This window comes from Ramlibacter sp. WS9 (genome assembly GCF_003797765.1).
Classification (GTDB): domain Bacteria; phylum Pseudomonadota; class Gammaproteobacteria; order Burkholderiales; family Burkholderiaceae_C; genus Ramlibacter.
In genome coordinates this window covers 1-23,591 of record NZ_RKMB01000024.1, presented here as the reverse complement: position 1 = coordinate 23,591, position 23,591 = coordinate 1, and the positions used below count along the sequence as shown (strand labels likewise).

Genomic DNA, 23,591 nt, shown 5'->3' with positions numbered 1-23,591 from the left:
CAGCAATTAGGTAGGACTACGCAACCCGATGGCCATCCCGCAGACTTTCATCCAGGAACTGCTCGCGCGCGCCGACGTCGTGGAGATCGTCGGCCGCTATGTTCCGCTCAAGAAGGGCGGCGCCAACTTCATGGGGCTGTGCCCCTTCCATGGCGAGAAGTCGCCGTCGTTCTCGGTCAGCCCCACGAAGCAGTTCTACCACTGCTTCGGCTGCGGCAAGAACGGCAACGCGATCGGGTTCCTGATGGAACACGCGGGGATGAATTTCGTCGAGGCCGTGAAGGATCTCGCCGGCCAGTACGGCATGCAGGTGCCTGAAGAAGACGCTTCGCCGCAGGACCGCGAGCGCGCCGCCAAGCAGCGCGAGAAGCAGGCCACGTTGACCGACGTGCTGGAGAAAGCCGGCGAGGCCTACCGGAAGCAGCTCAAGAATTCGCCCAAAGCCATCGACTATCTCAAGGGCCGAGGCCTCTCGGGCGAAGTCGCGAAGCAGTTCGGCCTGGGCTACGCCCCGGAGGGCTGGCGCAGCCTGGCCAGCGTCTTTCCCAACTACGACGATCCCATGTTGGCCGAGAGCGGCCTGGTGATCGTCAACGAGGACGAAGACAAGCGGTACGACCGCTTCCGCGACCGCGTGATGTTCCCCATCCGCAACGTCAAGGGCGAATGCATCGGCTTCGGCGGGCGCGTGCTCGGAGACGAAAAGCCCAAATACCTCAATTCGCCCGAAACGCCGGTGTTCAGCAAGGGCCGCGAACTCTACGGTCTGTTCGAAGCACGTTCGGCATTGCGCGAAGAGGGCTATGTGCTCGTGACCGAGGGCTACATGGACGTCGTTGCGCTGGCGCAGCTCGGCTTCCCGAATGCCGTGGCCACGCTCGGCACGGCCTGCACGCCCGACCATGTGCAAAAGCTCTTCCGCTTCACGGACTCGGTGGTCTTCAGCTTCGATGGCGACGAGGCCGGCCGGCGCGCCGCGCGCAAGGCGCTCGACGGTGCCCTGCCCTACGCCACCGATGTGCGCTCGGTGAAGTTCCTTTTCCTGCCCGCGGAGCACGATCCCGACAGCTACATCCGCGAATTCGGCCGTGACGCTTTCGCCCGGTATGTCCAGTCCGCCGTGCCGTTGAGTTCGTTCTTGCTCGACTCGGTCGCTGAAGGTTGCGACCTCTCGAGCGCTGAGGGGCGTTCCAAGATGCTCAGCGCTGCGGCGCCGATGTGGAAGTTGATGCCGGAAGGCGCGCTCAAACGGCAGATTCTCTCCGCCCTGTCCGAAAAGGCCCAGCTGGCGCCGCGTGAAGTGTCCGAGCTGTGGGGCATCTCGGTCTCGACCCAAAGCAAGCGCAGCAAAGGCACCGCGTCCTACCGGCAACGCGCCTTCGGTGCCGGCTCCCGGCATGCTGTCAAGCCCAAATCCCTTGCGCTGGCCGAGCACGTTGCCCGTTTTGTGTTGCGAAATTCCGGCGGATGGTCTGCCTTGTCGGATGTCGATCACCACGCGCTTTGCGACTTGCAGGCACCCTACGGGGATCTGTTCGGCTGGATCGACACGTCATTTCATGATCGGGGCGGGGAGCCTTGGGCGGCCATTCAGGTGGCGTTGGGGGAAATGCCGTTCGCCGGCCTGGCCCTCCAGATCATGGAACGCGACAACCTGCTGGGAAGCGGTGATGGCTCGGATGCAGATGAAATCGGCGTGGTCCAAGTCAGGTCGGCCATGCAGGGAATCCACCTGGATGCCATCCGCGAAGAAATTGCCCAGGCCAGCCAAATGCCGCTGAGCGATCCAGCCCGTCAGGAGCGCCTGTACGAACTTTCGCGCCGGCAGCAGGCGCTTTTAACGCCGCCCAACGCGACGCGGACTTGAAATTCACATGTAACGGTATAATGTAGGGTTTGCTAGGCGCAAGAGCGACAGCAGCACCTCCGGACCCAGGCCGACAGTGGACATCACGCTCCCGACAGGCCCCCTCCCCGCAAGGACTGCACCCCAAATGTTCGCCCATCCATCTTGCCCTTCGAAGGACAGCTGAGGCCCCGCCCGGGCCGCGGCGTCCCGTCACCCGCGCCGGGTTTCGTTGGCGCTTTTGTGTTTCTGCTTTTTTGAATCCCGAGGTATTTCTTCATGCCCGCTCAAAAGTCCGGAAAGCTTGCAAAGCCCGCCGCGAAACCCGTCGCGAATAAATTGATCAAACCCGTGGCCCCGGCCAAGGCTCAGTTGAAGGTCGTCAAGACCTCCGCCAAGCCGCAAGCCCAAGCCACCGCCAAGTCAGCAACGAAAGCCAAGCCAGTGCCCAATACGAAGTCCCCCGTCAAGCCCACCGAGAAAGCCGTCGCCAAGGATGAGGCGAAGAAGCCCGCGAAGGCAGTAGCCGCCACCGAAGAGGTCGTGAAGAAAAAGCCGGGCCGCCCGCCCAAGGTCCAGGTGCCCGGCGCGGAGGCTCCGGCCAAGACGGGCGCCAAGCGCGGCCGCAAGCCCAAGAACGCCGCCGGCGCAAAGCCGATGGGTGAAGAAGAGGACATGTCCGACATCGAGGACGACCTCGCCGGCGAGCCGGTGGCCGAGACGACCGAAAAGGTCAAACCGCTGCGCATGAAGATCAGCAAGGCGAAGGAACGCGCCTTGATGAAGGAATTCGGCCTGGACGAGACCGTCCTGTCCGAAGAGGAAATGCTCAAGCGCCGCCAGCGCCTGAAGGCGCTGATCACGCTGGGCAAGACGCGCGGGTACCTGACGCACTCCGAAATTACCGACCACTTGCCCGAAAAGCTGGTCGATGCCGAGACGCTGGAAGTCGTGGTCGCGATGCTGAACGACCTGGGTGTAGCGGTGTACGAGCAGACGCCCGACGCCGAGATGCTCCTCTTGAACAACACCACGCCGACGACGGCGACGGTGGAAGAAGCAGAAGAGGAAGCCGAAGCCGCCCTGTCCACCGTCGACAGCGAATTCGGCCGCACCACCGACCCGGTCCGCATGTACATGCGCGAGATGGGCACCGTGGAACTGCTGACGCGTGAAGGCGAGATCGAAATCGCCAAGCGCATCGAAGGTGGCCTGATGGCCATGATGGAAGCGATCTCCGCATCGCCCGCCACCATCGCCGAGATCCTGCGCCTGGCCAACGAGATCCGCGAAGGCAAGATCGTCATCTCCACCGTGGTGGACGGTTTCTCCAACCCGAACGAGGCCGACGATTACGTGGCCGAGGAAGACTTCGACGAGTTCGACGCCGACGACGACGACGACGGCCAGGGCGGCTCGAAGGCCCTCACCAAGAAGCTGGAAGAACTCAAGACGCAGGCGCTCGAGCGCTTCGACCGCATCCAGCAGATGTTCGAGAAAGTGCACAAGGTCTACGACAAGGAAGGCTGGGGCACGCCCGCCTACGTGAAGACCCAGCACTCGCTGTCCGAAGAGCTGATGACCATCCGCTTCACGGCCAAGACCATCGAGAAGCTGTGCGACATGGTGCGCGGCCAGGTCGACGACGTGCGCAAGAAGGAGCGCGAGCTGCGCCGCATCATCGTCGACAAGTGCGGCATGCCCCAGGAAGTCTTCATCAAGGATTTCCCGCCCAACCTGTTGAACCAGAAGTGGGTCGAGAAGCAGGCCGCGGCCGGCAAGCCGTGGTCCATCATCATCGCGCGCAACATTCCGCCGATCCAGGAACTGCAGCAAAAGCTGGCCGACATCCAGTCGCGCGTCGTGGTGCCGCTGGCGCAGCTGAAGGACATCAACAAGCGCATGAACGAGGGCGAGGCCTCTTCGCGCGAAGCCAAGAAGGAAATGATCGAGGCCAACCTGCGCCTCGTGATCTCCATCGCCAAGAAGTACACCAACCGCGGCCTGCAGTTCCTCGACCTGATCCAGGAGGGCAACATCGGCCTGATGAAGGCGGTGGACAAGTTCGAATACCGCCGCGGCTACAAGTTCTCGACCTACGCCACGTGGTGGATCCGCCAGGCCATCACCCGCTCGATCGCGGACCAGGCCCGCACGATCCGCATCCCGGTGCACATGATCGAGACCATCAACAAGATGAACCGCATCTCGCGCCAGCACTTGCAGGAATTCGGCTTCGAGCCGGACGCCGGCATCCTGGCCGCCAAGATGGAGATTCCGGAGGACAAGATCCGCAAGATCATGAAGATCGCCAAAGAGCCGATCTCCATGGAAACGCCGATCGGCGACGACGACGATTCCCACCTGGGCGACTTCATCGAGGACCAGGCCAACACCGCGCCTATCGAAGCTGCGATGCAGGCCGGCCTGCGCGACGTGGTGAAGGACATCCTCGACTCGCTGACGCCGCGCGAAGCCAAGGTGCTGCGCATGCGCTTCGGCATCGAGATGAGCACGGACCACACGCTGGAAGAAGTCGGCAAGCAGTTCGACGTGACCCGCGAGCGGATTCGCCAGATCGAAGCCAAAGCACTGCGCAAGCTGAAGCATCCGAGCCGTTCGGACAAGCTGCGCTCGTTCATCGACACGTTGTAAAGGCTGCCATTGCCTTCAAAAGCGCCCTGCGGGGCGCTTTTTCTTTTCAGCCCCAGGAGCGCGTGAGCAGTTCGTCCAGAGCGTCGGCGATCGTCTGCCCCCGTTCGGCCAGTGAATCCACCTTGGTGCCCAGTTGATCCAGAGCGACGGACACCATGTCCAATGGATGCAACACCACGCTCGTGCCCTTGACATTGAAGACCGGATTCAGCCGCGTACCTACGGCCGCCGTCCCGCCGGGCAGCACCGTACGGCGCACCAGAGGCACAACCATTCGCCGGCGATACCGGTCGAACAGCGATGACTGGACGATGACGACGAAGGGGATGGACTCTTTGAGCGGACCCTTGTTGCGATGAACGTCGAACTGCGCCATTACAGGGTGGAGTGCTCGTCCGCGAACGAGCCCACCTTGTCATGCACGGCATTCCAGTCGGCCGCGCTGGCATCGGCCAGCTGCTGGCGACCCTTCCGGGCTTGCTGCTGCTCCACCACGTATGCGGCGAGCAACTCCTCCACCGTGGCAGACAGGTTGCTGGTGTGGTTTTTCGCTTCGGCGACCAGGCTGTCGCTGAGCGTCAGGTTGACGGGGCGCTTGCGCGCCGTGGCAGCGGTTGTGGCCATGGATTCATCTCCAGCGGGGCAATGCGCATATTATGCGCATAACGCGGGCTAACGCGCAGCTCATTTTTGTTCGCAGGCCGTTTACCGAGCCTCGGCAGACTGCGGTCCACAACAAAGGAGCTGCTCATGAAACTCGCTGCCACCGTCCTGCAAGTCCTCGCCACATGCCTCATGGGCCTGATGGCGGGCTTCTTCTTCGCGTTCTCCGTCGACGTCGCGCCCGCAATGCGCGAACTCGATGTCCAGGGCTACATCACCACGCAGCAAGCCATCAACCGCGCCGTGCGCAACCTGCCCTTCGCATTGGTGTACTTCGGCGCGGCCATCACGCCGTTTGTGGCGGCGCTGGCTCTCTGTCTCGCCGGCCGCCAGCGCGACGCGGCGCTGTGGCTCGGCGTCGCGCTGGTCTATGTGGCGGGCGTCTTCTTGCTGACGCGCGAGGTCAACGTACCGATCAACAATGCCCTGGCCCTGTGGAATCCGCAGTCACCGCCAATGGAGTGGCAACAAGCCCGCGACGATTGGAACGCGGCCAACCTCGTGCGATGCCTGGTGGCATGCGCGTGTTTCGCCGTCGCGGCCGCGTTGCCGAAGCGAAGCGCTCTCAAAGCCTAGAACATGGTCTCTTGATAGCTGTCGGTCTTGCCGTCGCTGCGGTGGGCGAGCAGGCTCACGAGCGGCGGCAACGCGGCGTGCGTGGTGTAGCCCTTGTTGCATTCGGGGCAGGCGTAGTCCTCATGCTCGTCCTCACCCGCCAGGCGCGACAGCAGGACTTCGAACCTCGCGCCGCAATACGCGCACGACTGCACGAAGCTGCTGCGCTTGAAGCCCGGTTCCTGCCTGAGGATCTGGCCCATGACGTTCCCTTCACGCCGGTACACGCGGCGGCTCCCGCTCAGTATGCAGCGGCAGCGCGACGCTCGCAATGCCCCCGTCGAGCGCATGTGTAACGCTGCCCGACGGAGGGCGCTACCCGGCAATTGCTAGCCGATCGCTTCCATGGCCATCATGCCGGCCGCCGTGTTGGAAATCGGGATGTGATAGTTGGTGTGGACCTCGCGCACCGCGCCGGGCACAGCGCCGCGCGTTGCCAGCCACATGAGCAGTTCGACACCCTGCGTCCCCGTCTTTTCCACCAGTTCATGGATGCTGTACTGCGTCGCCCACGCCGGGTCGGCGATCAAGCTGTCCATGAACTTGAGGTCGAAAGGCTTGTTGATGAATCCGGCACGCTCACCGTCGAGCTGGTGGCTGAGGCCGCCGGTGCCGATCACGACAACCTTCTCGTCGCTCTGCCAGGATGAGATGGCTTCGCCCACAGCCTTGCCCAGCGCGAGGCAGCGCTTGGCGCTGGGCAACGGAAATTGCACGGTGTTGATGCAGATCGGCACGGTGCGCACCGGGCATTCGCCGTCGGGCCAGAACAGCTTGAGCGGCAAGGTGAACGCGTGGTCCACCAGCATCTCCTGGCAAGTGGTGATGTCGAACTCGCGGTCCACCAGGTGCTCGATGATGTGCCACGACAGCTCGGGCATGCCCTTGAACGGCGGCAGCGTGGGAATGCCCCAGCCTTCGTCGGCGTTTCGATATTCCGGCGCGGCTCCGACGGCGAAGGTCGGCATCTTGTCCAGGAAGAAGTTCAGGCCATGGTCGTTGTAGAAAACCACCGCTACATCGGGCTTGACGTCGTCCAGCCATTTGCGCACGGGCAGAAAGCCGTCGAAGAAAGGCTTCCAGTAAGGCTCCTGCTGCAAGCCCTTGGCGATCGCGCCGCCGATCGCCGGCACGTGGGAAGTGGTGAGGCCACCGAGAATCTTTGCCATCTTCTTGCTTTCTTGCCGGCTCAGCCCGCCAGCGTTGCCGGTTGTTCGTTCTGCGCGACCAGGCGCGCCTTGAACGCGTCCTTGGTCATTCCCGTTTGCGCGGCGCCAAGGTCCTGCACGTCCAGGCCCAGGATGCCGGCAAACTTCGCCAGGTAGTACACGTTCCCGCCCGCGGCGAGGAGGCCCAGCACGTCGCGCTCGCGAATGGCCCGCGCCTGCATTTCGCCGAGGCCGTACTTGCGCATGTACACGTCCTCGTCGCGCTTGAACTCCGCGCGGGCCTGCGCGGAGTTGAACGAGAAGCACATCTTGTTGAGCGCATAGCCTTTGCGCGCCTGTTCGCCGTCGAACGGCGTGGTGCCGGGGATCGGTCGGCGGTCGGGTCGGGTCATGCAGGCTCTCCTGTAGCGGTTCGCCGCAGTGTCAGCCCGATCTTGCAGAAGATCAATGCATGCTTCATCATATGATTCATGAGCAATGTCGATTGGTCGGCGCTTGACGCCAGGTTGCTGCACCTGCTGGTTTCGGTGGTCGAGGAAGGCAGCGTCACCGGCGCCGCCCAGCGGCTGGGCGTGACCCAGTCGGCCGTGAGCCACCTGCTGGACAAGCTGCGCGCGATCACCGGGGACCCCTTGTTCGTCAAGAGCGGACGCGGGATCGTCGCCACGGCCCGCGCCGAAGCGCTGGCTCCGCAAGCGCGAGCGCTGTTGCACGATCTGCGCAATTTCGCGCAGCGGGCGAAGTTCGAGCCGACGCAGCTGCGGGCGACGCTGACCATTGCGGCCAACGACTTCCAGCGCGACCTGTTGCTGCCCGCCTTCGCCGCTCGGCTGCGCGAACACGCACCCGGCGTCACGCTGCGCATCATTCCCTCGACCGTGCCGCGCCTCGAGATGCTGCGCACCGACCAGTGCCAGCTCGTGATAAGCCCGCGGCCACCGGACGGCACCGACATCGTCCAGAAGCGTCTCTTCGAAGACCGCTATCGCGTCTTCTTCGATCCGGCCGTGCGCACGGCGCCACGCAATCGCGCGGAATATCTCGCCAGCGACCATGCCACGGTGGTCTACGAGCCAAAACGCAGCCTCGACCTGGATCAGCAACTTGCGGCGCGCGGCATCGAGCGCCGTTTCACGGTGATGGTGCCCACGTTCAGCGCCGTGGGCGCCTTCGTTCGCGGCACGGCGCTGCTCGCGACGCTGCCCGGCCTGCTGGGGCGCCACACGCTGCGCCAGCTGGCCAGCGCGCGGCCGCCAGTCGCCTGCCCGCGCATGCCCATGTACCTGATCTGGCATGCGCGCTACCAGGAAGATGCGGCGCACCGATGGCTGCGCGCGCAGCTGGAGGCAGTCGTCGGGCCGGCGCTCGCCGAGCCGGAGGGCTGACCCGCGTCACTCAGCCGTCCGGTGCGCCTGGCGCCAGCGTTGCGGGCTCAGGCCCGTGCGGCGCTTGAAGAAGCGCGAGAAATACGCCGGGTCCTCGAACCCGAGCTCCGACGCCAGGCTGGCCGCCGGCGCGGCGATGTACACGAGGCGCCTGCACGCCTCCCGCGTGAGGCGCTCGTGCACGAGTTCCAGCGCCGAGCGCCCGCTCCGGGCGCGTACCAGCCGATTGAGGCGCGCGGTGGACAGGCCCAGGCGCGATGCGTACCTCTCCAGCGGCCAGTGGTCGAGGAACTTCTCTTCGACCAGCAGCAGGAAGCGCGTGAACAGCGCCTGATGCGGGTGCGCGGTCTGCGTGTCGCCCCCCAGCGCGCGCGCTTGGGCGAGCCGCCAGATCACCGCACGCGCCAGCCAGCCCGCGACCGGCGACTGGGTGCTGCCCGGCGCGCCGAACTCCACCGCCAGTTCCTGCAGCAGCGCATCCAGGCGCACCGCGACCGGAGCTGACGCGCCGAAGCGCAACAGGCCCGGCGCAGAAAAAAGCGAACGAAAAGCGTTGCCCACGGACTGAAAGTCACCCTCGACGAGGAAACGCGCACTCAGCGTCAGCACCAAACCGTCGGTGTCGGGCGCAAAACGGAAACCATGCACGACACCCGGTGGCACGACGATCGCGACCGGGCCCTCCGCCGTTTCGCGCTGCTCGTCGAGCCAGACCTGCGCCTTGCCCGCGTGCAGCCACAGCACCTGGTACAGCCCCTGGTGCACGTGGGGCTCGATTTCCCAGTGGTACAGCCGGCTGCGCGATTGCACTTCCTCGATGTGCAGCAGCTCCTGACCGGGCTGTGGCGGCTCGCCGTAAAGTGCAAATGCTGGAATTGCCGCCCGCTTTGCGGCTGGACCTTGGTCTGGCGTGCGTCTCCCGGGCGCACGCGATCGGCGAGGCTTCGGGTCCAAGGCGGCGGGGGCCATCGGCGCAATTCGGGTTGAACGAAAAGTGCAATTTTCCGCTGCACTTCGTCCAGTGTCAAAAGAGCCGACGTTGCCTAGAGTTGACCCTGCATCGAACAACACCGAGGAGACCCCATGTTCAGCTTCGATCCGTATTCGCCGGCGGTGGACGCCGACCCGTTCCCGTACTACCGACGCCTGCGCGATGAGCACCCGTGCTTGTGGAGCCCGGAAGCGCAAATGTGGGTGCTCTCCCGCTACGCCGACATCGTCTCGGCCGGCCAGGACTGGCAGACCTATTCTTCCGCGAGCGGCAACCTCATGACCGAATTGCCGAACCGCGCGGGTGCCACGCTGGGCACCACCGATCCCCCGCGGCACGACCGCTTGCGTGCGCTGATCCAGAGCGCCTTCATGAAGCGCAACCTGGAAAGCCTCGGCGGCCCGATACGCGCCATCGCGCGGCAGGCTGCCGAGGAATTGCGTGGCAGCCGCTCGTTCGACTTCAAGGACTTTTCCGCGAAGTTCACGGTTCGCGTGCTCATGGCCGCATTGGGATTGCCCAGCGGCGACGAGGCCATCGTCGATGAACAGACCGTGCGCGAAAAAGCGGTGCTGATGGTGCAGAGCGATCCGCACACGCGTACCAAGGGCCCGGAACACCTTGCCGCCTACAACTGGATGCAGGACTACGCGGGCAAGGTCATCGCGATGCGCCGGGCCGCGCCGCGCAACGACCTGATCTCCAACTTCGCGCAGGCGGAGATCGACGGCGACCGGTTGGATGAACGTGAGGTTCTGTTGACGACCACCACCCTCATCATGGCCGGCGTGGAATCGCTGGGCGGCTTCATGATGATGTTCGCGCTGAACCTGGCCGACCATCCGCAAGCACGGCAGGCCGTGGTGGGCAATCCGGCGCTGCTCCCCGACGCGATCGAGGAAAGCCTGCGGTTCAACACGTCCGCGCAGCGTTTCCGCCGGCGCCTGATGAAGGATGTGACGCTGCATGGCCAGACCATGAAGGCCGGCGACTTCGTCTGCCTCGCCTACGGCAGTGGCAACCGCGACGAACGCCAGTATCCCAACCCCGACCTCTACGACATCGCGCGCAAGCCGCGTGGCCACCTCGGGTTCGGCGGCGGCGTCCATGCGTGCCTGGGCACGGCCATCGCCCGCCTGGGCGTGAAGATCGCCTTCGAAGAATTTCACAAGGTGTTCCCCGATTACGGGCGCGTCGCCGAGCAACTCGCGTGGATGCCGTCGTCCACCTTCCGCAGCCCGCTGGTGCTCGACCTCGCGGTCCGCTGACGGCATCCCTGGAGAACATCATGCCGAAAATCACCTACATCGAGGCCACCGGCGCCGCAACCACACTCGACCTGGCCGAAGGCTGGAGCCTGATGCAGGGCGCCACCGCCAATGGCGTCGAGGGCATCCTCGGCGAATGCGGCGGCTCCTGCGCCTGTGCCACCTGCCACTGCTATGTGGACGAGGCCCGCCTCGGCGATCTGCCCGCACCCTCGGATGGCGAGCAGGCAATGCTCGAGAACGTCGCCGCACCGCGCCGCCCGAACAGCCGCCTGGCTTGCCAGATCAAGGCAACGGCCGCGCTGAACGGACTCGTCGTGCACTTGCCCGAGACGCAGGAATGAGCCCGTCGATCGTGGTCGTCGGCGCGGGGCAAGCCGGCGTGCAGGCGGCCGAAGCGCTGCGCGCGGGGGGGTTCGAGGGCGCGATCACCCTGCTGGGCGACGAACCCCATGGCCCCTACCACCGCCCGCCGCTTTCCAAGGCGTGGCTTGCGGGGGAGCTGGACGCGGCGCAACTGGCGATCCGCGCCCCGGAGGCGCTGGCACGCAAACGCATCGAGTTGCGCACGGGCATGGCTGTGACCGCGATCGACCGCGCGTCGCGCACCCTGCACCTGGCCGACGGCAGCGCTCTGCCCTACACCGGCCTGGTCCTCGCGACCGGCGCATCGCCTCGCACGCTGCTTCTGCCCGGGGCCGGCTTGGCCGGGGTGCTCGCGCTGCGAACCCGCGACGACGCGGCGGGCATCGCCGAACGGATGGCCGCGTGCACGAAAGACACGCGGCCCGTGGTGGTGGTCGGCGGCGGCTTCATCGGGCTCGAGGTCGCCGCCACGGCGCGCAAGAAAGGCTTGTCCGTCACCGTGCTCGAAGCCGCGCCGCGCCTGCTCGGACGCGTCCTCGCGCCCGTCCTCTCCGACTGGTACGCGCAGTTGCACAAGAGGCATGGCGTGCGTGTCATGCTGGACACACGCATCGCGACCATCGAGGCCGGCCCCGAGGGGTCGGCGGCGGGCCTGCGCCTGGCTGACGGCCACTTCATCTCCGCGGGCTTGATCGTGGTCGGCATTGGCGTGCAGGCCAACGACCGACTCGCGCGTGAGGCCGGGCTCGATTGCGATCACGGCATCGTCGTCGATGCATGCTCCCGCACCAGCGACTCCGTGATCGTGGCGGCCGGCGACTGCACGGCGCGCCGCACGGATGACGGCACGCTGCTGCGCCTGGAGTCCGTGAACAATGCCACCGAACAGGGCAAATCCGCCGCGGCGGCCCTGCTGGGTCAGGAGCGCCCGTTTGCGGGCACCCCCTGGTTCTGGAGCGACCAGTACGACCAGAAGCTGCAAATGGCCGGCCTGTCCACCGGCGCCACGGACTGGGTCGTGCGCGGCGACATGGCATCGGGACAGGGGTTCAGCGTCTACCATTTCAAGGCCGGCCGGTTGGTCGCAGTCGACAGCGTCAACGCGAGGCGCGACCATCTGCAGGCGCGCAAGCTGCTCGATGCGAAGGCCGCGCTCAGCCCCGCGGAGGTCGCAGATGCGGGGTTCGACCTGGCTGCATGCCTGGCGACAGCGCGCGCCTGACGCGCGCCGCCCGTCAGAACACCTCGGTGTCGACTTCAGTATTGGACTGTGCGCTGTACCGGTCCCCGGTCACCGTCCTTTCGTTGATCAGCGCCTCCAGGCTCGCCAGCAATCCCGCGTCGAGCCTCACCTGCGAGGCCACAAGATTCTCTTGCAGGTGCGCGACGCTCGTGGTGCCGGGAATGGGGACGATGTGCGGCGCCTTGTGCAGCAACCATGCCAATGCGAGCTGCGCCGGCGTGCAACCAGCGGACTGCGCGAGCGCCTTGTAGGGCGGCAACAGTTTCAGGTTGGCTGCATAGTTGTCAGGGGAGAACCGCGGCATCGCCTTGCGGATGTCCTTGGCGTCCAGTGTCGCCACGTCATGCAGCGCATCGCACAGGAAGCCGCGCGCCACGGGGCTGAATGCGACGAAAGCGGCTCCCAGCTCGCGGCAGGCGTCGAGCACGGCGATCTCCGGGTTGCGGGTCCACAGCGAATATTCGGTTTGCACGGCCGTGATCGGATGCACCGCATGCGCCTTGCGCAAGGTCGCCGCCGAGACCTCGGACAAGCCAATGGCGCGTACTTTGCCGGCCCGCACCAGGTCGCCGACGGCGCCCACGCTGTCTTCGACGGGCACCTTCTTGTCCCAGCGGTGCAGGTAATAGAGGTCGATCACGTCGGTGCGCAGGCGGCGCAGGCTGTCTTCGCAGTTGCGCCGGATCGCCTCCGGGCGGCCGTCGATCACGCGGCGCACGGCGCCGTCTTCGCCGGTCACGCCCGCCATGCCGCCCTTGCTGGCCAGCGTGAAGCGCTGCCGGTGCCTGGAAAGCACCCGGCCGACCAGCGTTTCGTTGGCGCCGAAGCCGTAGAGCGCCGCCGTGTCGAACAGCGTGACGCCGGCGTCGAGCGCCGCGAGCAGCACGCGCTCGCCCTGCTCCGGCGACGGTGGCACTCCGTAGGCGTGGCTGAGGTTCATGCAGCCCAGGCCGAGGGCGCTGACCTGGAACGGGCCGATTTGTCTTTCTTGCATCGCCCTAATCCGCCGCGTCAGGCGTTCAGCTGCTGCTCGAGCTGGTGCAGGACCTCGTAACAAGGCAGGACGGCTGCGACGCTGGCATTGGGCTCGCGCCCTTCCTTGATCGCTGCGAAGAATTCGCGGTCCTGCAGCTCGATGCCGTTCATCGACACGTCCACCTTGGACACGTCGATCTTTTCTTCCTTGCCGTTGAACAGGTCATCGTAGCGCGCGATGTAGGTCGCGGAGTCGCCGATGTAGCGGAAGAAGGTGCCGAGCGGGCCTTCGTTGTTGAAACTCAGGGAGAGCGTGCAGATGGCGCCGTTGGCCGCCTTCAGCTGGATGCTCATGTCCATCGCGATGCCGAGCGACGGATGGATCGGGCCCTGAAGGGCGTTAGCCTTCACGACGGGGCTGCCGCATTGGTAGGCAAACAGGTCCACGGTATGCGCGGCGTGGTGCCACAGCAGGTGGTCGGTCCAGCTGCGCGGCTGGCCCAGTGCGTTCATGTTGGTGCGGCGGAAGAAATACGTCTGCACGTCCATCTGGTGGATGTTGAACTCGCCGGCCTCGATACGCTTGTGCACGAACTGGTGGCTGGGGTTGAAGCGGCGGGTGTGACCGCACATGGCGACCAGGCCGGTTTCCTTCTGCATCGCCACCACGGCCCGCGCATCCGCCAGGCTGTCCGCCAGCGGAATCTCCACCTGCACGTGCTTGCCCGCCTTCATGCATTGCATGGCCTGGGCCGCGTGCATCTGCGTCGGCGTGCACAGGATGACGGCGTCGACTTCCTTCAGCGCCAGGCTGTCGGCGAGATCGGTGGTGACATGGCCGATGCCGTACTTGTCCGCCACTTCCTTCGTCTTTTCCAGGTCGCGGCTGACCAGGGAGACGACTTCCACACCATCGATCAGCTTGATGCCGTCCAGATGCTTGATGCCGAATGCGCCGGCGCCAGCCAGGGCTACTTTGATGGTCATTTCGAGTTCTCCAGAATCAGGTGGCCCACGGCCGTGTTGGAGGCAGGCACATGGTAGAAGCGATGGGCGACTTTCGGCTTGGGCCCGCCTGCCAGGTCAGCCATCGCGCCACGCGCGATGAGCCACATGACGAGCTCGATGCCTTCGCTGCCGGCCTCGCGCACGTAGTCGATATGCGGCACGGCGGCCTGGCCTTCCGGGTCCGCGATCATGCGGTCCAGGAAGCCGTTGTCGAATTCCTTGTTGATCAGGCCGGCGCGCGGACCCTGCAGCTGGTGGCTCATGCCGCCCGTGCCCCAGATCTGCACGTTCAGGTCGGCGTCGTAGCTTTCCACCGCCTTGCGGATCGCCTTGCCCAGGTTCAGGCAGCGCTGGCCCGACGGCACCGGGTACTGCACCACGTTCACCGCGAACGGAATCACCGGGCAGGGCCAGGCCTGGGGTTGCCCGCACATCAGCGAGAGCGGCACCGTGAGGCCGTGGTCCACATCCATCTTGTTGACGATGGTGAGGTCGAAGTCCTGCTGGATGACCGACTGGGCGATGTGCGCCGATAGCTCGGGATGGCCGATGACCTTGGGCACGGGGCGCGGCCCCCAGCCCTCGTCGGCCGGCTGGTACTCGGCCGCCGTGCCGATGGCGAAGGTGGGGATCATGTCCAGGCTGAACGCGGTGGCATGGTCGTTGTACACCAGGAAGATGACGTCCGGCTTGTGCTCGCGCAGCCACTGCTTGGAAAAGTCATAGCCCTGGAACACGGGTTGCCAATAGGGTTCCTGGGTCTTGCCGAGGTCGAGCGCGGCGCCGATGGCCGGCACGTGCGAGGTATAGACGCTGGCGGTGATGCGTGCCATTCAAAGGCCTTTCTTCTGGGCGGAGCCCTGCGGCTGGTGATGCGCCTGCGCATTGCCGTCTTCGCCGATGCGGCGGTTGCCGTCCACGGAGCGCCCGCCGGCCACCATCATGTTGCGATATTCCTCTTCGGTCATGCCCGTCATGCTGCCGGCCATCTGCTGGAAGCTCTTGCCGTCGGTGGCGCCGATCTTGGCCAGGAAGTAGATGTTGCCGCCCAGCGAGATGCAGCGATTCAGGTCGCGGTCGAGCACGGCCTGTTTCTGCTCTTCGGTCATGGCCCACTGGTCCAGGTAGGCGCGCTCGTCGGCCTTGAACTTCTCGCGGTTCTCCGCCTTCATGAGCGACATGCAGAACTGGTTGAGGTGGTAGCCCTTGCGGGACTGTTCCGCATCGAAGATGGTCGTGCCGGGCACGTCCAGATAAGGTTTGTCGAGGGACATGGCTACTTTTCTTCCGCCCAGTAAAGGCGATTCGGATTGTCCACCAGCAGCTTGCGCTGCAGCTCGGGCGTGGTGGCGATGTGAGGAATGAAATCCACCAGCAGGCCGTCGTCGGGCATGTGGTCCTTCAGGTTCGGGTGGGGCCAATCGGTGCCCCAGAGTACCCGGTCCGGGAAGGTTTCGACGATGCGGCGCGCGAAAGGCACCACATCGCGGTAGGCGTTGCGTTCGCCGTTCAGCGCCGGCAGGCCCGAGACGCTCAGCCGCTCGGGGCAGCTGACCTTGGACCACACGTTGGGGTACTCGCGCATGAACTTCACGAACAGCTCGAACTGGGGGCCGTCCACCGGCAGCTTCACGTCGGGGCGGCCCATGTGGTCCACGACCACCGTGGTGGGCAGGGCGGTGAAGAAGTCCCACAGCTCGGGCAGGTCCACGGCCTCGAAATAGATCACCACATGCCAGCCCAAGGGGGCGATGCGCGCAGCAATCTCCATCAACTCGTCTTTCGGCGTGAAGTCCACCAGCCGCTTGACGAAGTTGAATCGCACCCCGCGCACCCCGGCGTCGTGCATCTCCTGCAACTGCGGGTCCGTGACGCTGCGCTTCACGGTCGCCACGCCCTTCGCCTTTCCGTTCGAGTGACGCAGTGCATCCACCAGCGCGCTGTTGTCCGCGCCGTGGCATGTGGCCTGCACGATCACGTTCTTGTCGAAGCCCAGGTGGTCGCGCAGCGCGAACAGCTGGTCCTTGCCGGCATCGCAGGGCGTGTACTTGCGCTCGGGCGCGAAGGGAAACTGCTCGCCGGGGCCGAACACATGGCAGTGCGCGTCCACGGCGCCGGCGGGAAGCGTGAAGCGGGGCTTGCTTGGGCCGGCGTACCAATCCAGCCAGCCGGGGGTCTTTTCGAATTTCATCAGTCGATGTATTTCAGGCCGGCCTTGGCCAGCGGCTCACGCATGTTGTACATGTCCAGGCCCAGCACGCCGGAAGCGAGCTTGGCGCGCTTTTCGCCCTCGTTGGCTTCGCGCGCGGCGGCGGCGTCGAGGGTCTTGCGCGCCAGCGCGGCGGGCACGACGACCACGCCGTCGTCGTCGGCCACGACCACATCGCCGGGGTTCACGCTCATCCCCGCGCACACCACGGGGATGTTCACCGAGCCCAGGGTGGCCTTCACGGTGCCCTTGGAACTGATGGCCCGGCTCCAGACCGGGAAGCCCATTTCCTGCAGGGTCTTGACGTCGCGGCAGCCGCCGTCGATCACCAGGCCGCGGGCGCCGCGCGCCATGAAGCTGGTGGCCAGCAAGTCGCCGAAGAAGCCATCGGTGTTGTCGGTGGTGCAAGCCGCCACCACGATGTCGCCAGGCTGAATCTGTTCGGCCGCCACATGCATCATCCAGTTGTCGCCCGGCTGCAGCAGCACGGTGACGGCAGTGCCGGAAATCTGCGCGCCGGGGTAGATCGGCCGCATGTAAGTCTTGAGCAGGCCCACGCGGCCCATGGCCTCGTGCACCGTGGCCGATCCGAGCTTGGCCAGGCCGTCGGCGGCCGCGCGGTCGGCACGGGTGATGTTGCGGTAAACCACGCCGAGTTCAAACATGATCAGAGTCCTTTCGCTTTCAATTGCGCATCCAGCCGCGGGAACACGCGACGGGTATTCGCTTCGTAGATCTGGTGGCGGTCGGCGTCACTCAAAATCTTCGACGCTTCGATGTAGCGCTTCGTGTCGTCGTAGTAGTTGCCGGTTTCCGGGTCGATGCCGCGCACGGCGCCGATCATTTCGGAGGCGAACAGCACGTTCTTCACCGGGATCACCGTGTTCAGCAGGTCGATGCCCGGCTGGTGGTACACGCAGGTGTCGAAGAAGATGTTGTTGAGCAGGTGCTCCGTCAGCAGCGGTTTCTTCAGCTCCTGCGCCAGGCCGCGGAAGCGCCCCCAGTGGTAGGGCACCGCGCCGCCGCCGTGCGGAATCAGGAAGCGCAGCGTGGGGAAGTCCTTGAACAGGTCCGACGTCAGGCACTGCATGAAGGCGGTGGTGTCCGCGTTGAGGTAGTGCGCACCGGTGGTGTGGAAGCACGCGTTGCAGCTGGTGCTGACGTGGATCATCGCGGGGATGTCGTACTCGACCATCTTTTCGTAGATGGGGTACCAGTGCCTGTCGGACAGCGGAGGCGAGGTCCAGTGGCCGCCGGAAGGATCGGGGTTGAGGTTGATGCCGACGTTGCCGTATTCGTTGATGCACCGCTCCAGCTCGGGGATGCAGGTCTTCGGGTCGACCCCGGGCGACTGGGGCAGCATCGCCACCGGCACGAAGTGGTCCGCAAACAGCTTGCTGACGCGAAAGCACAGCTCATTGCAGATCGCCGCCCAGGTCGACGACACGTTGAAATCGCCGATGTGGTGCGCCATGAAGCTGGCGCGCGGCGAGAACAGCGTGATATCGCTGCCGCGCTCCTTCATCAGGCGCAGCTGGTTGGTCTCGATCGATTCGCGCAGTTCGTCGTCGCTGATCTTCAGATCGGACGCCTTGGGCATGACGGCCGGGTCCTTGATGCCCGCGATCTGCTTGTTGCGCCACTCTTCCAGCGCTTTGGGTGCCGTGGTGTAGTGCCCATGGCAGTCGATGATGAGGCTCATTGGCGATGTTCCTTGTGAATGCCTTGCGGCGTTGCGTTCAGGCCGGCTCCATGCCGTGGCGGCGCTTGGCATCGGCCGCTTCGGGGGAAGCCATGAAGTCGAGCATGGCGCGCGCCGCATCGCCGTCCGGCGAGCCGGCGCACACGCCCGCGGAAAAAGTGGTGACGATCTGGACAGGCTGCGGCAGCGTTCCGACCACATCGATCCCCTGGAGATGCAGCAGCTCGCTGAGCTGCTGGAAACCGAGCGCCACGTCGCCGCGTGCCACGAGCGTGCCGACCGGCACGCCCGGTGGCGCCTGCACGAGTCGGCCCTGCAGTTGCGCTGTGACGCCCCACCGATCGAAGAGGCGCAGCAGGGCGACGCCACTGGGCCCCGTGGAGTAACCCACGCTCGGCGCCGCGAGCACGGCGCTGCGCACGGCTTCTTCGCTCGCGATATCGGGATGCGGCGCGCCCGTGCGCACCGCGACGGCGACCGGCGACACCATCAGGTCGACCTTGCTGTACGGTGCGATGCGGCCGGCGGCGGCCAGCTTGTCGACCGCGTCGGACGCCAGGAACACGACGTCGAACGGCTCGCCCGCCTGCACGCGCTTGGCGGCGTCCACGCCCCCGACGGATTCGATCTCGACGGCGCGGTCGCAGCGGCGCTCGTAAGCCTCGGCGAGTTCGGCCAGCACCTGGCGTGTGGCCATGGACGAAATTCCCTTGATCGGCATCTCAGCCTCCCCCGAGCCGCCTCAAAGAGGCTGAAGCCCCCGCGGGGGGCTGCGACAGAGACAGAACGAAGTGACGAGCGTGGGGGTTCATAGACTGCGATTGTGGGGTGGGCATCCCTGCCGCGGAAGGCTGCGCGCTCACTAGCAGCTATACCGGCCCGGCATAATGTGACACCAGGTATCACAGATATGGACCTCAAGCAGCTTGAATACTTCGTGCGGGTCGCCGAGCTCGGCAGCTTCACGCGCGCCGCCGTTGCGCTGAACGTGGCCCAGCCCGCGCTCAGCCGCCAGGTGCGGCAGCTTGAAGTGGAATTGCGGCAGAACCTGCTGATCCGCAACGGCCGCGGCGCGGCGCCGACGGAGGCCGGCAAGCTCCTTCTCGAGCATGGGCGCGGCATCCTGCACCAGGTGGAGCGCGCGCGGGAGGAACTGGGGCGTGTGCGCGGCGCGCTCGCGGGTCGCGTCGCCATCGGCCTGCCCCCCAGCGTCGCCAAGGCGATGGCCGTGCCGCTGATCCGCGAGTTCCGCCAGCGCATGCCCGACGCCACGCTGTCGATCAGCGAGGGCCTGTCCGTGAGCATGCACGAGTCGCTCACCAACGGCCGGCTGGACATCGCCTTGCTCTACAACGCGAGCCCGTCGCCGGACATCGAACTGGCGCCGCTGTTGGAAGAGCCCCTGTTTCTCGTGCAGCACCGCACCGCCAACAGGCCTGGCCCGGCGCGGCCCAAACCCGTGCCGTTGCGTGAAGTGGCCGCGATGCCGCTGGTCATCCCGAGCCGGCCGAATGCGATCCGAATGCTGGTGGAAACCGAGCTCGCCAACCTGGGCTGCCGGCCCCAGGTGGCGCTGGAGATCGACGGCGTCGCGGCCATCCTGGACCTGGTGGAAGACGGCGCGGGCAGCGCCATCCTGTCACGCAACGCGGTGACCACCAGCGCGCATCCGCAGGCTTTCACGCTGCGTCCCATCGGTTCGCCGACCCTGCGCAGCAGGCTGTCCACGGCCATGAGTTCGCAGCGTCCCGCCACGCTCACCCAGAAAGCCGCGCTGCAGTTGATACGGGAGCTGGCGCACAAGCTGCTGGCGCCCGCCTGAATTCGCGCGAACCGGTCAGCCGCGCTTGCGCGCTTCGATCAAGCGGTCTGCGTAATCCTGCCAGCGCGCGTCCTTGGGCAGGCCATCGAAGACGCCCGCCTGCGCGCAGTCTGCCACCCACTGCTGCTTGTCGGCGATTGCGGCGGCCATGAAGGGCTCGAAGCCGGCCTCGCGCACCGTGTTGGCGGCTTCCCGCATTTCCTCCGCGCGGCGCTTGCCGTGCTGGGCCACCCGGCTGAAGAAATAAGCGCCCTGCTTTTGCCAGTCGATGCTGGGGAATGTCTCCTGCAGCGTCGGCAGCACATGGTCCTCGACACCGTACTGCCGCGCCGTGGCGTAGCTCTCGATCACCAGGGCCTCGAGCCCCTTGATCATCACGCTGCGCGACATCTTGATCGCGGAGGCGACCCCCAGGCGCTCGGACACCGCCTTCGCGTCCATGCCCCAGCCCACCAGCAATGACGCGAGGGCCGCCGCCTGCGCGCCGCCCAGCAGCATCGGCACCTTGATGCCGTAGGGCGGCACGGACGTCATCACGCCCGCCTCGACATAGTGCCCACCCGCCGCGTCGATCGCCGCCGCGGCACGCTGCTTCGTGCCGGGCGAAGCCGAGTTCAGGTCCAGGAAGACGGTGCCGGGGCGGATGTGCATGGCCGCCTCCTGCGCGACGGCGAACGTGTTGGACGCCGTCACGGCGGAGATGACGAGGTCGCTCGCGGCGCACAGCGCCCGCGCCGAAGGCTGCGCCTCGATGCCCGCCTGCGCCGCGTGCGACAGTTCGGCGGGGCGCGCCACCGGCTGCGCGAACTTCAGGTCCCAGGCGCCGACCGACTGCACACCGCGGCCTGCTTTCAGCCCAGCCGAGAAGATCTTGCCGACTTCACCGTAGCCGATGAGGCCGATATGTCGAACATCCATACGCTCTCTTTCGTTTGTCACTGCCGCGGAATTTTTGCACGGGCGATCACCTCGGCCCAGCGCCGGGTCTCGCTGTCCAGCAGGGTGGCGAGCTGTTGCGGCGTGCTGGCGCTGGGCGTGACGTTGATCTCCCCCAACCGTCGCACGACTTCGGGGGAAGTCAGCGCCGCCTGCACTTCCCGGTTCAGCCGGGCCAGCACCTGCGGCGGCGTGCGGGCCGGCGCGGCCAGCGCGTTCCACGATGCCACATTGAAGCCGGGCACGCCGCTTTCCGCCAGCGTGGGCACCTCGGGCAACGCGGGAGCGCGGCCTTCGCCCATCACCGCCAGGGCCAGCACTGTGCCGCCCCTGACCTGGCCCAGCATGGGCGCGAGCATCTCGACGCCGGCGTCCACCTGCCCTCCTCGCAACGCGTTCAGCAGCGCGGGCGATCCGTTGAACGGCACGACCTGGAACTCCACCCCGGCGGTGGTCTTGAGCAGTTCCGCGGCCAGGTTCTGCGTGCTGCCGACGTTGACGGTGCCGACGTTCAGCTTGCCCGGATTGGCGCGGGCATGTGCAATCAGCCCGGCGGCCGTCCGGTAGCGCCCGCCCGCCGGGGCCAGCAGCGCGATATCGAAATAGCCGAGCATGGAAACTGGCGCGAAGTCGCTGCGCGCGTCGAACGGCAGGTTTGAAAAGAGGCTCGCGCTGACGGCCGTTGCATTGCTCATGAGCAGCAGCGTGTGCCCATCGGGCACCGCCTTTGCCACCGTCTCGCCGGCCACCACGCCGCCCGCGCCGGGCTTGTTCTCGATCACCACCGGCTGGCCGAGCCCCTGTTCCATCCTTTGCGCGACGATGCGCGCCGTGAGGTCGCCCACGCCGCCGGGGCCGAAAGGAACCACGATGCGCACGGGCTTCGTCGGAAAAGCCTGGGCCACGGCCGCCGCCGGCAGCAGGAGGCACGGCATGCCCAGGATGAAGTCTCGCCTGCCCCGCATGGTCAATCCCGTCAACCCACGAAGCGCACCAGCCACAAGGTGATCCCAGGAACGAACAACAGCAGGGTCGTGCGGATCACGTCGCTCACCAGGAACGGGTAGACCCCGCGGTAACTCTCCGCGATCGGAACGTCCTTGGCCATGCCGTTGACCACGTACACATTCAGGCCGACGGGCGGAGCAAGCAGGCCGAACCCCACCGTCATGAGCACCAGGATGCCGAACCAGATGGCCACCGATTCTTTAGGCAGCCCGAAATCGAGGCCCATCACGATCGGGAAGAAGATCGGGATCGTGAGCAGGATCATCGACAGCTCGTCCATCACTGCGCCGAGCACGACATAGAACAGCAGGATCGCTGTGACCACCATCAGCGGCGGCACACTCCAGCCCTGCACCAGGGCGGCGAGCTGGCCCGGCACCTGGGTGAGCGCCAGGGCGCCGTTCATCATGTCCGCGCCGATGAAGATCATGAAGATCATGGCGCTGGCGCCGGCCGTGGCGTAGAAGCAGTGCATCGCCTTCTGCCACGTCAGCTCGCGCTTGATCAATGCGGCGATGAACGTGCTGGCGGCGCCCACGCCCGCGCCCTCGGTGGGCGTGAACAGGCCGCCGTAGATGCCGCCGAAAACGATCAGGAAGATGGCCGCGATCGGAGCCACCTGCCCCACGGCCGCCCAGGTCAGCGGCGGCCGGTCGTCGTCGTGTTCGGGGGCATGGCCCGGGAACAGCCGCACGTACACGCCAATGGCGATCATGTAGCCGGTCATCGCGATGAGGCCCGGGATGGTGGCCGCGGCGAACAGCTTGGCGATGTTCTGCTCTGTCAGGATGGCATAGATCACCAGCGGGACCGATGGCGGGATCAGGATGCCCAGCGTGCCGCCGGCGGCCAGAGTGCCGGTGGCCAGCCGCCCCGAATAACCGTGCCGCTTCATTTCGGGCAGTGCCACCGACGTGATCGTGGCGGCGGTGGCGATCGATGAGCCGCAGATCGCGCCGAACGCCGCGCTGGCCAGCACGGCCGCCATCGCGAGCCCGCCGCGGAATCGGCCCATCACGGCGCTGGCGAACTGGAACAGCGCCTTGGAGATCCCGCCCTGCGTGGCGAAATTGCCCATCAGGATGAACAGCGGGATCACCGACAGGTCGTAGCTTGCAAAGCGCGCATAGGCCAGTCCGTTGAGGTTGTTCAGGAAGGGCGACATGCCGACCTGGTAGACATACCCCAGGCAGCCCGCCACGAACATAGCGATCGCGATCGGTGCGCGGATGGCCATCAGCGCCAGCATGCAGGCAAAGATGGAAGCGGCCAGGGCGATGGAGTTCATTGCGCCTGCTCCGGGAAGTCGCCGGCGGCCGTCTGCACGAAGGCGATCACGGCCGTCAGCACGAGGGGCGGCACCATCAGTGCGTAAGTGATCCACTCCGGGAAGCCGAGCATCATGGTGCTCGAGCCGGACCGCCAGGCGCTCAGGCCGCCGACGCCCGTGCGCCAGGCCAACAGCACCATTGCTGTGCCAAGCAGGAGACTGCCGACGCGGTCCAGCCGCGCGTTGGTTGCGGCATGCAGCCGCGCGGTAAAGAAGTCCACGATGATGTTCTCGCGCTTCAGCTGGCACCAGGGCAGGAACAGCGCCACGGCGGCGCCCGCTGCCACTGCCGTGAGCTCGTAGTCACCCACGAGCGTTTTGCCGACCGTGTTACGGCCGATCAGGCTGACGCACGTCACCAGGGTGATGGCCGTCAGGATGACCCCTGCGAGCACGGCGC

The 23,591-nt window shown here is 66.0% G+C and carries 26 protein-coding genes; 8 read left to right on the top strand and 18 right to left on the bottom strand.

What is annotated here, in order from left to right; genetic code table 11:
* Positions 1–28 precede the first annotated feature (28 nt).
* Positions 29–1,867, top strand: a complete 1,839-nt coding sequence (gene dnaG, locus EEB15_RS25990) for a DNA primase (RefSeq protein WP_141512872.1) — start codon at positions 29–31, stop codon at positions 1,865–1,867.
* A 258-nt stretch (positions 1,868–2,125) separates the two neighbouring features.
* A complete protein-coding gene (rpoD, locus tag EEB15_RS25985; RefSeq protein ID WP_141512871.1) occupies positions 2,126–4,501 on the top strand; it encodes an RNA polymerase sigma factor RpoD in 2,376 nt (791 codons plus the stop codon).
* 46 nt (positions 4,502–4,547) lie between these two features.
* Here rpoD and EEB15_RS25980 read toward each other — a convergent pair whose 3' ends face one another.
* Complete coding sequence (locus tag EEB15_RS25980) at positions 4,548–4,877, bottom strand: CcdB family protein (RefSeq protein ID WP_141512870.1); 330 nt, start codon at positions 4,875–4,877, stop codon at positions 4,548–4,550.
* Positions 4,877–5,125 carry a type II toxin-antitoxin system CcdA family antitoxin gene (locus EEB15_RS25975; RefSeq protein WP_141512869.1) on the bottom strand — a complete coding sequence of 83 codons (249 nt, stop codon included), beginning with the start codon at positions 5,123–5,125 and terminating at the stop codon, positions 4,877–4,879. The genes EEB15_RS25980 and EEB15_RS25975 overlap by 1 nt, the downstream gene beginning before the upstream one ends.
* A gap of 126 nt (positions 5,126–5,251) precedes the next feature.
* Between EEB15_RS25975 and EEB15_RS25970 the strand changes: the two genes are divergently transcribed.
* Positions 5,252–5,740, top strand: a complete 489-nt coding sequence (locus EEB15_RS25970; RefSeq protein WP_141512868.1) for a DUF1772 domain-containing protein — start codon at positions 5,252–5,254, stop codon at positions 5,738–5,740.
* On the opposite strand, the gene EEB15_RS25965 is transcribed toward EEB15_RS25970, so the two are convergent.
* The 3 genes from EEB15_RS25965 to EEB15_RS25955 all read right to left on the bottom strand — a co-directional run bounded on the left by EEB15_RS25965 (position 5,737) and on the right by EEB15_RS25955 (position 7,340).
* Complete coding sequence (locus tag EEB15_RS25965) at positions 5,737–5,982, bottom strand: hypothetical protein (RefSeq protein ID WP_141512867.1); 246 nt, start codon at positions 5,980–5,982, stop codon at positions 5,737–5,739. The two genes, EEB15_RS25970 and EEB15_RS25965, sit on opposite strands and share 4 nt — an antisense overlap.
* Before the next feature lie 126 nt (positions 5,983–6,108).
* On the bottom strand, positions 6,109–6,948 hold the full coding sequence (locus tag EEB15_RS25960) for a class III extradiol dioxygenase family protein (protein ID WP_141512866.1): 840 nt from the start codon (positions 6,946–6,948) through the stop codon (positions 6,109–6,111).
* 20 nt (positions 6,949–6,968) lie between these two features.
* Positions 6,969–7,340 carry a protocatechuate 4,5-dioxygenase subunit alpha gene (locus EEB15_RS25955; RefSeq protein WP_141512865.1) on the bottom strand — a complete coding sequence of 124 codons (372 nt, stop codon included), beginning with the start codon at positions 7,338–7,340 and terminating at the stop codon, positions 6,969–6,971.
* Positions 7,341–7,418: 78 nt separating this feature from the next.
* Between EEB15_RS25955 and EEB15_RS25950 the strand changes: the two genes are divergently transcribed.
* Positions 7,419–8,333 carry a LysR family transcriptional regulator gene (locus tag EEB15_RS25950; RefSeq protein WP_141512864.1) on the top strand — a complete coding sequence of 305 codons (915 nt, stop codon included), beginning with the start codon at positions 7,419–7,421 and terminating at the stop codon, positions 8,331–8,333.
* A gap of 6 nt (positions 8,334–8,339) precedes the next feature.
* On the opposite strand, the gene EEB15_RS25945 is transcribed toward EEB15_RS25950, so the two are convergent.
* Positions 8,340–9,143, bottom strand: a complete 804-nt coding sequence (locus EEB15_RS25945) for a helix-turn-helix domain-containing protein (protein WP_233259625.1) — start codon at positions 9,141–9,143, stop codon at positions 8,340–8,342.
* A gap of 273 nt (positions 9,144–9,416) precedes the next feature.
* On the opposite strand from EEB15_RS25945, the gene EEB15_RS25940 reads away from it, so the two are divergent.
* The 3 genes from EEB15_RS25940 to EEB15_RS25930 are packed head-to-tail and all read left to right on the top strand — an operon-like array spanning position 9,417 to position 12,180.
* Positions 9,417–10,592, top strand: coding sequence for a cytochrome P450 (locus EEB15_RS25940; protein ID WP_141512862.1), 1,176 nt, complete (start codon positions 9,417–9,419; stop codon positions 10,590–10,592).
* 20 nt (positions 10,593–10,612) lie between these two features.
* Positions 10,613–10,936 (top strand): 2Fe-2S iron-sulfur cluster-binding protein, encoded by a 324-nt coding sequence (locus EEB15_RS25935; RefSeq protein WP_141512861.1) that lies wholly within the window; start codon positions 10,613–10,615, stop codon positions 10,934–10,936.
* Positions 10,933–12,180 (top strand): NAD(P)/FAD-dependent oxidoreductase, encoded by a 1,248-nt coding sequence (locus EEB15_RS25930; RefSeq protein WP_141512860.1) that lies wholly within the window; start codon positions 10,933–10,935, stop codon positions 12,178–12,180. Before EEB15_RS25935 ends, EEB15_RS25930 begins: the two co-directional genes overlap by 4 nt.
* 13 nt (positions 12,181–12,193) lie before the next feature.
* Here the strand turns inward: EEB15_RS25930 and EEB15_RS25925 are convergent, their stop codons facing one another.
* The 8 genes from EEB15_RS25925 to EEB15_RS25890 are packed head-to-tail and all read right to left on the bottom strand — an operon-like array spanning position 12,194 to position 18,792.
* Positions 12,194–13,195: an aldo/keto reductase gene (locus tag EEB15_RS25925; RefSeq protein WP_141512859.1), complete on the bottom strand. Its 1,002-nt coding sequence runs from the start codon at positions 13,193–13,195 to the stop codon at positions 12,194–12,196.
* Between the two features lie 17 nt (positions 13,196–13,212).
* On the bottom strand, positions 13,213–14,163 hold the full coding sequence (locus EEB15_RS25920; RefSeq protein WP_141512858.1) for a Gfo/Idh/MocA family oxidoreductase: 951 nt from the start codon (positions 14,161–14,163) through the stop codon (positions 13,213–13,215).
* Positions 14,160–15,017, bottom strand: coding sequence for a class III extradiol dioxygenase subunit beta (locus tag EEB15_RS25915; RefSeq protein WP_141512857.1), 858 nt, complete (start codon positions 15,015–15,017; stop codon positions 14,160–14,162). Before EEB15_RS25915 ends, EEB15_RS25920 begins: the two co-directional genes overlap by 4 nt.
* Complete coding sequence (gene ligA, locus EEB15_RS25910; RefSeq protein ID WP_141512856.1) at positions 15,018–15,458, bottom strand: protocatechuate 4,5-dioxygenase subunit alpha; 441 nt, start codon at positions 15,456–15,458, stop codon at positions 15,018–15,020.
* A gap of 2 nt (positions 15,459–15,460) precedes the next feature.
* Positions 15,461–16,378, bottom strand: a complete 918-nt coding sequence (locus EEB15_RS25905; RefSeq protein WP_305000515.1) for an amidohydrolase family protein — start codon at positions 16,376–16,378, stop codon at positions 15,461–15,463.
* Positions 16,375–17,058: a 4-carboxy-4-hydroxy-2-oxoadipate aldolase/oxaloacetate decarboxylase gene (ligK, locus tag EEB15_RS25900; RefSeq protein ID WP_141512854.1), complete on the bottom strand. Its 684-nt coding sequence runs from the start codon at positions 17,056–17,058 to the stop codon at positions 16,375–16,377. The genes EEB15_RS25905 and ligK overlap by 4 nt, the downstream gene beginning before the upstream one ends.
* Before the next feature lie 2 nt (positions 17,059–17,060).
* A complete protein-coding gene (locus tag EEB15_RS25895; RefSeq protein ID WP_141512853.1) occupies positions 17,061–18,095 on the bottom strand; it encodes an amidohydrolase family protein in 1,035 nt (344 codons plus the stop codon).
* Positions 18,096–18,132: 37 nt separating this feature from the next.
* Positions 18,133–18,792 (bottom strand): extracellular solute-binding protein, encoded by a 660-nt coding sequence (locus tag EEB15_RS25890; protein WP_141512852.1) that lies wholly within the window; start codon positions 18,790–18,792, stop codon positions 18,133–18,135.
* Positions 18,793–19,005: 213 nt separating this feature from the next.
* Between EEB15_RS25890 and EEB15_RS25885 the strand changes: the two genes are divergently transcribed.
* Positions 19,006–19,917 (top strand): LysR substrate-binding domain-containing protein, encoded by a 912-nt coding sequence (locus EEB15_RS25885; protein WP_141512851.1) that lies wholly within the window; start codon positions 19,006–19,008, stop codon positions 19,915–19,917.
* Between the two features lie 15 nt (positions 19,918–19,932).
* Here the strand turns inward: EEB15_RS25885 and EEB15_RS25880 are convergent, their stop codons facing one another.
* From EEB15_RS25880 to EEB15_RS25865, 4 genes are all read right to left on the bottom strand, one after another.
* The gene (locus tag EEB15_RS25880; RefSeq protein ID WP_141512850.1) at positions 19,933–20,835 is read right to left on the bottom strand and encodes an NAD(P)-dependent oxidoreductase; all 903 of its coding nucleotides are present in this window, start codon (positions 20,833–20,835) and stop codon (positions 19,933–19,935) included.
* A gap of 17 nt (positions 20,836–20,852) precedes the next feature.
* Entirely contained in the window at positions 20,853–21,818 is a 966-nt protein-coding gene (locus EEB15_RS25875; RefSeq protein ID WP_141512849.1) for a tripartite tricarboxylate transporter substrate binding protein, read from the bottom strand.
* Between the two features lie 11 nt (positions 21,819–21,829).
* Entirely contained in the window at positions 21,830–23,149 is a 1,320-nt protein-coding gene (locus tag EEB15_RS25870; RefSeq protein WP_141512848.1) for a TRAP transporter large permease, read from the bottom strand.
* The coding region (locus EEB15_RS25865) for a TRAP transporter small permease (RefSeq protein WP_141512847.1) at positions 23,146–23,591 on the bottom strand (446 nt) is incomplete at its 5' end. The genes EEB15_RS25870 and EEB15_RS25865, both read right to left, overlap by 4 nt.

Bases quoted from the DNA above. Each gene is read 5' to 3' on its own strand.
- EEB15_RS25960 (WP_141512866.1), bottom strand. From the start codon at position 6,948: ATGGCAAAGATTCTCGGTGGCCTCACCACTTCCCACGTGCCGGCGATC.
- ligA (WP_141512856.1), bottom strand. From the start codon at position 15,458: ATGTCCCTCGACAAACCTTATCTGGACGTGCCCGGCACGACCATCTTC.
- EEB15_RS25955 (WP_141512865.1), bottom strand. From the start codon at position 7,340: ATGACCCGACCCGACCGCCGACCGATCCCCGGCACCACGCCGTTCGAC.
- EEB15_RS25970 (WP_141512868.1), top strand. From the start codon at position 5,252: ATGAAACTCGCTGCCACCGTCCTGCAAGTCCTCGCCACATGCCTCATG.
- rpoD (WP_141512871.1), top strand. From the start codon at position 2,126: ATGCCCGCTCAAAAGTCCGGAAAGCTTGCAAAGCCCGCCGCGAAACCC.
- EEB15_RS25940 (WP_141512862.1), top strand. From the start codon at position 9,417: ATGTTCAGCTTCGATCCGTATTCGCCGGCGGTGGACGCCGACCCGTTC.
- EEB15_RS25880 (WP_141512850.1), bottom strand. From the start codon at position 20,835: ATGGATGTTCGACATATCGGCCTCATCGGCTACGGTGAAGTCGGCAAG.
- EEB15_RS25885 (WP_141512851.1), top strand. From the start codon at position 19,006: ATGGACCTCAAGCAGCTTGAATACTTCGTGCGGGTCGCCGAGCTCGGC.
- EEB15_RS25935 (WP_141512861.1), top strand. From the start codon at position 10,613: ATGCCGAAAATCACCTACATCGAGGCCACCGGCGCCGCAACCACACTC.
- dnaG (WP_141512872.1), top strand. From the start codon at position 29: ATGGCCATCCCGCAGACTTTCATCCAGGAACTGCTCGCGCGCGCCGAC.
- EEB15_RS25915 (WP_141512857.1), bottom strand. From the start codon at position 15,017: ATGGCACGCATCACCGCCAGCGTCTATACCTCGCACGTGCCGGCCATC.
- EEB15_RS25920 (WP_141512858.1), bottom strand. From the start codon at position 14,163: ATGACCATCAAAGTAGCCCTGGCTGGCGCCGGCGCATTCGGCATCAAG.
- EEB15_RS25950 (WP_141512864.1), top strand. From the start codon at position 7,419: ATGAGCAATGTCGATTGGTCGGCGCTTGACGCCAGGTTGCTGCACCTG.
- EEB15_RS25895 (WP_141512853.1), bottom strand. From the start codon at position 18,095: ATGAGCCTCATCATCGACTGCCATGGGCACTACACCACGGCACCCAAA.
- EEB15_RS25870 (WP_141512848.1), bottom strand. From the start codon at position 23,149: ATGAACTCCATCGCCCTGGCCGCTTCCATCTTTGCCTGCATGCTGGCG.
- EEB15_RS25975 (WP_141512869.1), bottom strand. From the start codon at position 5,125: ATGGCCACAACCGCTGCCACGGCGCGCAAGCGCCCCGTCAACCTGACG.
- EEB15_RS25980 (WP_141512870.1), bottom strand. From the start codon at position 4,877: ATGGCGCAGTTCGACGTTCATCGCAACAAGGGTCCGCTCAAAGAGTCC.
- EEB15_RS25930 (WP_141512860.1), top strand. From the start codon at position 10,933: ATGAGCCCGTCGATCGTGGTCGTCGGCGCGGGGCAAGCCGGCGTGCAG.
- EEB15_RS25875 (WP_141512849.1), bottom strand. From the start codon at position 21,818: ATGCGGGGCAGGCGAGACTTCATCCTGGGCATGCCGTGCCTCCTGCTG.
- ligK (WP_141512854.1), bottom strand. From the start codon at position 17,058: ATGTTTGAACTCGGCGTGGTTTACCGCAACATCACCCGTGCCGACCGC.
- EEB15_RS25965 (WP_141512867.1), bottom strand. From the start codon at position 5,982: ATGGGCCAGATCCTCAGGCAGGAACCGGGCTTCAAGCGCAGCAGCTTC.
- EEB15_RS25890 (WP_141512852.1), bottom strand. From the start codon at position 18,792: ATGGCCACACGCCAGGTGCTGGCCGAACTCGCCGAGGCTTACGAGCGC.
- EEB15_RS25925 (WP_141512859.1), bottom strand. From the start codon at position 13,195: ATGCAAGAAAGACAAATCGGCCCGTTCCAGGTCAGCGCCCTCGGCCTG.